The organism is Candidatus Sodalis sp. SoCistrobi (assembly GCF_900143145.1).
Classification (GTDB): Bacteria; Pseudomonadota; Gammaproteobacteria; order Enterobacterales; family Enterobacteriaceae; genus SoCistrobi.
Genome location: NZ_FRDB01000116.1, coordinates 1 through 9,237 on the forward strand (window position 1 = coordinate 1; position 9,237 = coordinate 9,237).

A 9,237-nucleotide genomic window follows, 5' to 3' on the forward strand; every position below is an offset into this window, starting at 1 on the left:
TTCAGCGCCGTAAATGGCGATAGTACACGTCGGTTTCACTTCATTTACAACCCCACCGGCTGCCTATTTCAGCCCGCTAACCCTTGGCATATAAGTCGTTGCGGACTTGTGTATAACGAGGTGGCTATTACCGGGCTATGCGTTTAACGCTTATCTGGTTGCCGGCCTGACGCCCATTATCGCCAACGGCCCGCTGGACTTTTATATAGACCGTCCTGAGGGAATGAAGGGCTATATACTCAATTTGACTATCAAAGGGCAGGGCCGGATATTAGAAGGGGACCAGGCCTTTATTTGTACCCCCGGCGATTTGCTGTTATTTCCGCCGAAATCCGCCCACTATTATGGCCGCTCCCCCGACGCGGATTGCTGGTATCATCGCTGGGTTTACTTCCGGCCGCGGGCTTACTGGGCGATTGGCTGGAATGGCACAGCAAGATGCGCGATATCGGCCGGCTGCGGCTGGGCAGCGAGGCGCTGGTCACGGAATTCGATCGCCTGCTCGCCAATATTGAGCAAACGCAGCGCTCGGGCCGGCGCTTCGCTGAAGAGCTGGGCATGAATTTGCTCGAGCGGCTGCTACTGCGCGCCATGGAAGAAGATCCGCAAAGCCCGAGTAAAATTATGGATCCGCGCATCATCGAAGCATGCCAATTTATCACGGCACATCTGTCGGGTGAATTGCGCATCGACGAAGTCGCCCGCCACGTCTGCCTGTCGCCGTCGCGCCTGGCGCATCTGTTCCGGCAACAGGTGGGCATCAACATATTACGCTGGCGCGAGGATCAGCGAGTGATCCGCGCCAAACTGCTGCTGCAAACCACGCAAGAGTCGATCGCCACCATTGGCCGCGTGGTGGGCTATGACGATCAGCTGTACTTTTCCCGGGTGTTTCGCAAGCGGGTAGGCGTTAGTCCGAGCGACTTCCGGCGCAAGAGCAGTGAAATCAACTACCCGGTGAAAGATCTCCAGCAGGCGGTCAATTGGTCTGCCAGCAACGAAAAGGCTATCGTGAGCGGCTAATTTATTGATATTGTTGTCCGGTAAACTTAACGCCGCCGACGCATTGCCGCCGGCGGCGTCAACGTCAATCGAGGACAACCTATGGCTGACACGCTTCGTATCGGAATCATTGGCTATGGTTTCGCCAGTAAAACCTTCCACGCCCCCTTAATCAACGCGACGCCGGGATTAACCCTGACGGCGGTCTCTTCCAGCGATGCCGGCAAAGTGCACGCCGACTGGCCGCAGGTCACGGTGGTTGATGATCCGCAGCAGTTGATTCATCGTGACGATGTTGACCTGGTGGTCATTCCTACCCCCAACGACACGCATTTCCCGCTGGCCCGCGAGGCATTACAAGCCGATAAGCATGTGGTGGTGGACAAGCCATTCACCGTAACGCTCTCCCAGGCGCAGGAATTGAATCAGCTGGCGAGCGCGCGCAAGCGGGTATTATCGGTGTTCCACAATCGCCGCTGGGACAGCGATTTCCTGACGCTGCAGCAGTTGATTAACGCCGGCACCCTGGGGGAGATCGGGTATTTGTCCTCCCATTACGATCGTTTCCGGTTGGAAGTGATGGATCGCTGGCGCGAGCGCCCCGGCGCCGGTAGCGGCATCTGGTATGATTTGGGCGCGCATCTGATTGATCAGGCCCTGGTGCTGTTCGGTATGCCGGTGGCGGTTAACGTCGATCTGGCGCAGTTACGTCCTGGCTCGCGAACCACCGACTATTTTCACGCGGTGCTGATTTACCCGCAGCGTCGGGTGATACTGCACGGTACCATGCTGGCCGCGGCGCCGACGCCGCGCTTTGAGGTGCACGGTACCCGCGGTAGCTATATCAAGTATGGCCTCGACAGTCAGGAAGACAGTTTGAAAGCGGGCGAGCGGCCGGGCGGCCCCGGTTGGGGTGGCGACAAGCAGGACGGCGTGCTTACGCTTGTCGAGGAGGGCGGGCGTCGGGCGGCGGCACAGCCTACGCTTGCGGGAAACTATCTCGCCTATTATCAGGGTATTCACGCGGCCGTTAACGGCACGGCGCCGAATCCCGTGCCGGCCGAAGACGCCATTCGGGTGATGGAAATCATCGAGCAAGGCATCGAAAGCGCCGAACAACGTAAAACGTTGCCGGTTAAGAACGGCTGACCACGCCAGCAGGCGAGGTGAGGAACACGCGTTTTCAGTCGTCATGATCAATGAGGGAAAGGCTGTCTCTATGTCCTGGTTGCAACGTTTGCGTATTGATAAATTTTTGTTGGTGTTGATTTGCGTGGTGGCACTGGCGTCATTTTTTCCCTGTCGCGGCATCGCCCGGGCTATCTTTGAAAATTTGACCACCGCCGCCATCGCATTGCTGTTTTTTATGCACGGCGCCAAATTGTCACGGGAAGCTATACTGGGCGGTGTCGGCCATTGGAAATTGCATGTGGTGGTGTTTCTTAGCACCTTTGCCTTATTTCCGCTGCTGGGTCTGGCGATGAAGGTCTTTGTGCCCACCTTGCTGTCAAACAGCGTGTATATGGGGTTTCTCTACTTATGTGCGCTGCCGGCAACGGTACAGTCGGCTATTGCATTCACCTCCGTGGCGGGCGGAAATGTCGCCGCCGCGATTTGTAGCGCCTCGGCTTCCAGCATTCTCGGCGTATTTTTATCGCCGGTGCTGGTCGGGCTGCTGATGCACACCCAAGAAGGGGCGGCGGGCGGTCATGATACGCTGCACGCCATCGGCTCGATTATTTTGCAGCTGATGGTGCCTTTTATTATCGGCCACCTGTCACGGCCGCTGATTGGCGGCTGTGTGGCACGGCATAAAACGCTGGTGAATATCACTGACCGGCCATCCATTTTGCTGGTCGTGTACGTTGCCTTTAGCGCGGCGGTAGTGGAGGGTATCTGGCAGCAAATCACCGGCTGGACGCTGGTGGCGATACTGGTGTTCTCGCTGGTGCTGCTGGCATTGGTGCTTATTGCCAATACCTATGTAGCCCGTTGGATGGGTTTTGATACGCCGGATGAGATTACTATCGTGTTTTGCGGCTCGAAAAAAAGTCTCGCCAACGGTATCCCTATGGCCAATGTCCTGTTTCCTGCCGCCATGGTGGGGACGCTGGTCCTGCCGCTGATGATTTTCCATCAGGTGCAATTGATGGTGTGTGCGGTTCTCGCCCAGCGTTATGCGCGTAAATAGGCCGCAACAGCGGCGGCGGCGCCGGATGCGGGTCATCGGCCCTGACGGGCCGGGGCTGCCGCCTTGCGCGGCGTCCCGGCGTTGTGCTTGACGCATCGACCCCCGCCGCGCGGTGTTTGCTTAATTTAAGGCGTGACCGTCGCCGCAAGTTGTTTGCCTGTTTGCAGGCGTGGACCGCTTAGGTTTACCGCCAGCCCGCTCTGGAACGCGCTGACTGGCGCAGTGAAGTGTTTGCCTGAGATGGTATAGGCTTGGTGCCAGTCAGCGTCTTGCTGCTTGCGCACTGACACCCTCGCCGTTTTCTACCAGTCTGTTTGCCAGGCCAAACCGCTGCTTTTCATTGACACCTTTGGCTTATGCGCGCCGTACAAACGCCTTGCCGCAGGCAAGACCTGGCAACCCAGGCTTCGCTTAGCGCCGCCACGCCGGGTAAGTGAAAAACAGCAGATGACACATGTTCAGGGCAAAATGGACCGCCGCCGCCAGCCACAACTTGCCGCTCCATTTCCAGGCCAGACCGTAAACCAGACCCGCCAGGCCGGCAAAAATCACCATTAGCATGCCGGATTGAAAATGCGCCAAGCCAAATAAAAGCGCGGTTATCAATAAAGCGGGCAGGCCACCGGTAAACTGTCCTAGCCTGCGTTGAATGTACCCGCGAAACAACGCTTCTTCCGCCAGCGAGACAAAAAACAGATTTGCCAGCATGAAATTGCCGAGCCACACCGGCGCATGCAATTCTGGCGCAAGACCGCCCAGCGCCACGGCTAATAGCAACAGACCAGGAACACAAAGCAGCAATAGCGCCCATCGCCATGGCGCGACATTGGCCTGCGCCGAGGTCGCGAATAGCGTCGGTAGACCGCCCAACAACAAAAAGGGTATTAGCGCCTTATCCAGACCGTAATAGAGGGTGAACTGTTGGCTGTGTGGCCCGGCCTGAACCTGGTCAAGAATTTTGGGCGTGTTGAATCCAGGCACCCAGTGTATAAATAGCATCACACTGGCAATAACCAGCACGCCCTCGCAGATGATGGCGACCCCCTTGCGGCTCTGATAACGCCAACGCAGCAGGGCAATCAGACCCGCCAGCGCAAGAAAAAGGATAGCCGGTAGGGCAACATAACCTTGCCAAAAGCCCACCGCCAGGGCCAGGGCCAACAGCACCAACGCCGCGCGAAAATTGACAACAATGGCGGCAAGGGATAAGGGCAATAGATATTCCATGATAATCACTCCTGTCTATTATAATCCGTTTAGATTCATCTTTTTCATGGGAAAAGAGGCTATAATGCCAATGCTGCTTGATTAAAAGAGTTGCCAGGAACTTTGTCAATCGACATTACCGATAATATGAAGGTACCGACACGCGGCGCCAGCGGCTATTCTTTTGTTTGATACTGACGCTTAAGCGGCAGAGGAATATTAAGATAAAGGAAAGTTATCACTCCAGTGAAAATAGACCTGTGGCGGTATTTAGCCTGGGTGAGCCGGTATAATCATCAATCGCGCCGCCTATCCGTGAGGTCGATATAATAATAACGTCGCACTGAATGTTGGCTTAAAGTAGATGGCTTAGGCACGCGGTGGGGGCATCGGCGCGGGAGCCGGCCGATGACGAAGGGTCCTGGGGCAGTGACGCGGCGGGAAAGACTATTCTCGCCATGGCCGGCATTTGTTTAGTTACAACATACTGATGGTATCCTCAGCGCTATTTAATTATCCGCAGCGTGAAAGGTGGCCGCTAATTAAGGCAGCCTGGCATTGCCGGCTTTGTATAGCCCGCGTTTAATCTGCCACAAGGGAAATGTGGCAAAATACGCAATCGTTGGTGTTACCGCTTAGCCCATTGTCCCTGGCGCCTTTTCGGCCAACGTGCGTGCCGAGTCTGAATAGGCCACTGTCGCTCCGGGGAAGGTCTGGTTTAATATGCAGGTTTTTTTATGACAGGTTATTTTCCCAGCCGGGATTCAGGGCTTATTTCGTGGCCGGTTTCGGCTAGTCTGGTTGTCCGTCATCTCCCGCGCGCCGGCACGTCGGCGACGAGCAACCGCAAGCAGGTGAATATTCATCATAGGCCGGCGGGGGGGATCCCGCTGTTCGCGGCCGTCCCAGGCCCGCCAGTCCGGCGGGCGCCGGCTCGAACGATAACCGCCAGGGATGTCAGCCGCATGCGCCGCAGGGAGGCAATCGTTTGTGGCGTGCATAGTGTGCATAGTGTGCAAAGGGCGCTAACAGGTGCCATTGCGCGGTATGCCGTGCTCCCCGGGACGGGCCTGAGTGCCGCGCGGGCCGGTACGATGGCGGGGACAGAGTAATGCTCTTAGGGTCGAGGGTTTCACGGCGCGTGCTGTTGGTGATTGCCGGCACGATGCTGCTGGCAGGGACGGCGGCGGCGTGGCGGGTACTGCATACGCCGCGCGCAGATTATCTTACCGCGCCGGTACGCCGCGGCGATTTGCAGGTGTTGGTGCAGGCCACCGGCAAACTCGAAGCGGTGAAAAGCGTCAGCGTCGGCGCTCAGGTGTCTGGCCAAATTACCGCGCTTCATGTTGCCAACGGCGATCGGGTGGAGAAGGGCCAACTGATTGCCGAAATCGACGACTCCAACCAGATTAATGAGCTCAGGATCGCCCAGGCGGCGTTACAGGTCTTCAAGGCGCAGCGCGCGGCCAAAGTCGCCGCGTTGAAAAAAGCCACGCTGGCTTATCAGCGCCAGCAGCGCCTGTGGCGCAATGATGCCAGCTCGCGCAAAGCGTATGAAGAGGCGGAGGCGGACCTGGCGACGGTGCGCGCCGGCATTGATGAACTGGATGCTCAAATTGAGCAGGCCAACATCAATGTGGAGAAAGAAAAGGTCAATCTGAGCTACACCCGCGTAAGTGCGCCGGTGGCGGGAACGGTGGTGGCGGTTATCGCCCGCGAAGGCCAAACGGTCAACGCGGTGCAAAGCGCGCCGATTATCGTAAAACTAGCCCAACTGGATACCATGACGGTCAAAACACAAATTTCCGAGGCCGACATTACACGCATCGCCCCGAACCAACCACTGTTTTTCACCATTTTCGCCGAGCCTGACCATCCCTATCACGCCCGCTTGCGCGCCATCGAACAGGCGCCTGAGAGCCTGAACAAGGAAGAGGAGACGACGCGCACCGACAGCAGCAGTAACGCCGCCGTTTATTATAATGCGCTGTTTGATGTCCCCAATCCCGACAACCGGCTGCGTATCGATATGACCGCACAGGTGTCGCTTATCGTGCATGTCGTGAAAAATACGTTGCTTATCCCCGCGGCGGCGCTGACCCGTTCGGAAGGCAAGGGGCGCTATAGGCTGCAGGTGCTGGTGAAGGGCAGGCCTGTTACGCGCGAGGTCAGCATTGGTTTGAACAATTTTGTCGACGCGCAGGTGCTGTCCGGCCTGCAGGCGGGCGAGCAGGTCATTCTGGCCCAGGATGAACCGCTGGGCACGGGGGTGTGATGACCACGCCGCTAATTGAACTTCAGGGGGTCAGCCGAAGCTATTGCCAGGGCGACACTACAGTCAATGTCCTGAACGATATCCATCTGCGCATTGAACCCGGCGAAATGGTGGCGATCATCGGCGCCTCGGGATCGGGCAAATCGACCTTAATGAATATTCTGGGCTGTCTTGACAGGCCCAGCAGCGGTGAATACCGCATTCGCGGGCGTGATGTCGCGCAGCTTTCTCCCGACGCTCTGGCGGCGCTGCGCCGTGAGCATATTGGCTTTATCTTCCAGCGCTATCATCTCATGCCCGAGCTCAGCGCCGTGGGCAATGCCGAGATCCCGGCGGTGTATGCCAACCGCCCGCGCCAGGAACGGCGGCGGCGAGCGGCGGAACTGCTGGATCGGCTGGGGCTGGCGGGTAAGCATCATCATCGCCCGGCGCAGCTGTCGGGCGGCCAGCAACAGCGGGTGAGTATCGCCCGCGCGCTGATGAACGGCGGCGAGATAATCCTTGCGGACGAACCGACCGGGGCGCTGGATTCCTCATCCGGCAAGGACGTATTGGCGATCCTGACTGAGCTGAACCGGCAGGGGCATACGCTGGTTATCGTGACCCACGATATGGCGGTGGCCCGCCATGCCCGCCGCATTATCGAGATTCACGATGGCCGCATTGTCGCGGACACCCGCACCGATCACACGCCGCTGGCGCCACCGCTGCCGCCGGGCGCGGCGCATCCCCGGCGCGGACGCGGGGCGCAGCTGGTCGACAGGGTGCGCGAGTCGCTGCATATGGCGTTGAAAGCGATGAATGCTCATCGTATGCGTACGTTACTGACCATGGCCGGTATCGTGTTCGGTATTGCCGCCGTGGTCACGGTGGTGGGGTTGGGGGAAGGGGCGCGGGAGCAAACGCTGCGCCGCATTAATTTTCTCGGCAGCAATGTTATCAGCATTTATCCCGGTAAAGATTTTTTCGATGAGTTTGCGGGCTCCATTCGCACGCTGGTACCGGCTGACGCCGCGGCGCTGGCCCGCCAAGGGTATGTTGACAGCGTGTCGCCGGAGTTGGGGACCTCCGCGCCCCTGCGCTATCGCAATAAGGCCGCTAACGTGGATGTTATCGGCGTCGGGGAAAGCTATTTTCGTGTCAGAGGCCTTGCGTTGGCTGAAGGCCGGCCATTTACCCAGCAGCAGGTGGCGCAGGCGACGACGGATGCCATTATCGACGATAACGCCCGTCGAACCTTGTTTGCCGCCACCGGGCAATCGCCGCTCGGGCAGATCCTCCTGCTTAACACAATGGCGGTGCGGGTCATCGGCGTTATGGCCGCCGATACCAACGTCACCGGTTATCGCTCTGACCGCATCCATATCTGGTTGCCCTATACCACTGCCTTGCATCGGCTAATGGGGCAGCAGCACGTCAACGGTATCGTGGTGCGGACCCGGGCCGATATTGATAATGCGGCGGCGGAACGCGCCATTGAGCAACTGATGCTGCAGCGTCATGGCGTCAAGGATTTCATGTTGTTTAACGATGGCAAGATCCGCCGTTCGGTCATGAAAACGTCTATGACGTTCAGCGTGCTGATTGCGATGGTCGCGATGATCGCATTGTTTATCGGCAGTCTTGGCGTCATGAATATCATGTTGGTGTCGGTCACCGAACGTACCCACGAAATCGGCGTGAGAATGGCGGTAGGCGCCCGGCGCGGCGACATTATGCAGCAATTTCTTATCGAAGCGGTGCTGGTTTGCCTGACGGGAGGCGTCATTGGCGTCCTGCTGGCCCTGAGCGGTGGCGCGTTGTTCAGCGCGCTGGCGGGCGACATCTTCCCGATGGTCACCTCCTGGCCGGCGGTTTCCGGCGCGTTTCTGTGCGCCTGTGCTATCGGCATGGTGTTCGGCTATTGGCCTGCGCGCAACGCGGCCCGTCTAAATCCGGTGGAGGCGCTCAGCAGTGAATAGCCGGTCGGGGCATACCGCCGGCGATGCCCCGGCGGGTGAATGACATTCGCAGCGGTAAAAGGTGACGTCTTCACGCCGTGAATGCGCTAAGGCCACCTATCAATGACTTTCTTAACCCTCTATTCCCCTCACGCTGCGGATCATCGACCCTGCTACAGGGTGTCTCTGCGGGAGCAGCGCCAGTGCCGCCAGCGGCGTTTGAGCGGCCGTGCGCTGCCTATTCACGCGCCGTTGGTGATGTGACCGTTGGTCAAACAGTCTTTGGGCGAAAATAACCGGCGCCGCCGCGCAGCATGAGAAACCCCTGCTAATATTGTGGGTATTTTATCATCCTCATTTCCTTAGACCATGCCCGCAAAGAAACTCACTACTACCGCCGCAGCATGCCCGCAGCAAAAACCTTGCCCTCACGCCGGCGCTAACGCCGGGATCCACCGCCTCAAGGCCATCACCAATACTTCAGAGGGTCTGAGACTGAATCACCCCGGATAAATTAGAGTCTATACTTTAAAAGTGGAGGTCTCTATGACAACGACCAAACGTTACTCTCCGGAAGTCCGTGAACGGGCAGTTAATCTAGTGCTGGAAACTCAGCATGAGCA

At 58.1% G+C, this 9,237-nt stretch carries 5 protein-coding genes and 1 pseudogene; 5 read left to right on the forward strand and 1 reads right to left on the reverse strand.

What is annotated here, in order from left to right; translation table 11 throughout:
- Window positions 1-106: 106 nt before the first annotated feature.
- From araC to CINSTRO3249_RS09215, 3 genes and pseudogenes are all read left to right on the forward strand, one after another.
- Window positions 107-1,023 (forward strand): annotated as a pseudogene (gene araC / locus CINSTRO3249_RS09205) (arabinose operon transcriptional regulator AraC).
- Between the two features lie 81 nt (window positions 1,024-1,104).
- The gene (locus tag CINSTRO3249_RS09210; RefSeq protein ID WP_074013063.1) at window positions 1,105-2,151 is read left to right on the forward strand and encodes an oxidoreductase; all 1,047 of its coding nucleotides are present in this window, start codon (window positions 1,105-1,107) and stop codon (window positions 2,149-2,151) included.
- 70 nt (window positions 2,152-2,221) lie between these two features.
- Window positions 2,222-3,193: a bile acid:sodium symporter family protein gene (locus tag CINSTRO3249_RS09215; RefSeq protein ID WP_074013064.1), complete on the forward strand. Its 972-nt coding sequence runs from the start codon at window positions 2,222-2,224 to the stop codon at window positions 3,191-3,193.
- A 411-nt stretch (window positions 3,194-3,604) separates the two neighbouring features.
- Here the strand turns inward: CINSTRO3249_RS09215 and CINSTRO3249_RS09220 are convergent, their stop codons facing one another.
- A complete protein-coding gene (locus CINSTRO3249_RS09220) occupies window positions 3,605-4,420 on the reverse strand; it encodes a CPBP family intramembrane glutamic endopeptidase (RefSeq protein WP_074013065.1) in 816 nt (271 codons plus the stop codon).
- A 1,090-nt stretch (window positions 4,421-5,510) separates the two neighbouring features.
- Here CINSTRO3249_RS09220 and CINSTRO3249_RS09225 point away from each other — a divergent pair.
- Both CINSTRO3249_RS09225 and CINSTRO3249_RS09230 read left to right on the forward strand, forming a co-directional pair.
- Window positions 5,511-6,674: an efflux RND transporter periplasmic adaptor subunit gene (locus tag CINSTRO3249_RS09225; RefSeq protein WP_074013066.1), complete on the forward strand. Its 1,164-nt coding sequence runs from the start codon at window positions 5,511-5,513 to the stop codon at window positions 6,672-6,674.
- Window positions 6,674-8,635 (forward strand): MacB family efflux pump subunit, encoded by a 1,962-nt coding sequence (locus tag CINSTRO3249_RS09230; protein WP_074013067.1) that lies wholly within the window; start codon window positions 6,674-6,676, stop codon window positions 8,633-8,635. Before CINSTRO3249_RS09225 ends, CINSTRO3249_RS09230 begins: the two co-directional genes overlap by 1 nt.
- The last annotated feature ends 602 nt before the right edge of the window (window positions 8,636-9,237 follow it).

What these genes read in the sequence shown, in the direction of transcription:
- CINSTRO3249_RS09210 (WP_074013063.1), top strand. Translation starts at nt 1,105, where the DNA reads ATGGCTGACACGCTTCGTATCGGAATCATTGGCTATGGTTTCGCCAGT.
- CINSTRO3249_RS09215 (WP_074013064.1), top strand. Translation starts at nt 2,222, where the DNA reads ATGTCCTGGTTGCAACGTTTGCGTATTGATAAATTTTTGTTGGTGTTG.
- CINSTRO3249_RS09220 (WP_074013065.1), bottom strand. Translation starts at nt 4,420, where the DNA reads ATGGAATATCTATTGCCCTTATCCCTTGCCGCCATTGTTGTCAATTTT.
- CINSTRO3249_RS09225 (WP_074013066.1), top strand. Translation starts at nt 5,511, where the DNA reads ATGCTCTTAGGGTCGAGGGTTTCACGGCGCGTGCTGTTGGTGATTGCC.
- CINSTRO3249_RS09230 (WP_074013067.1), top strand. Translation starts at nt 6,674, where the DNA reads ATGACCACGCCGCTAATTGAACTTCAGGGGGTCAGCCGAAGCTATTGC.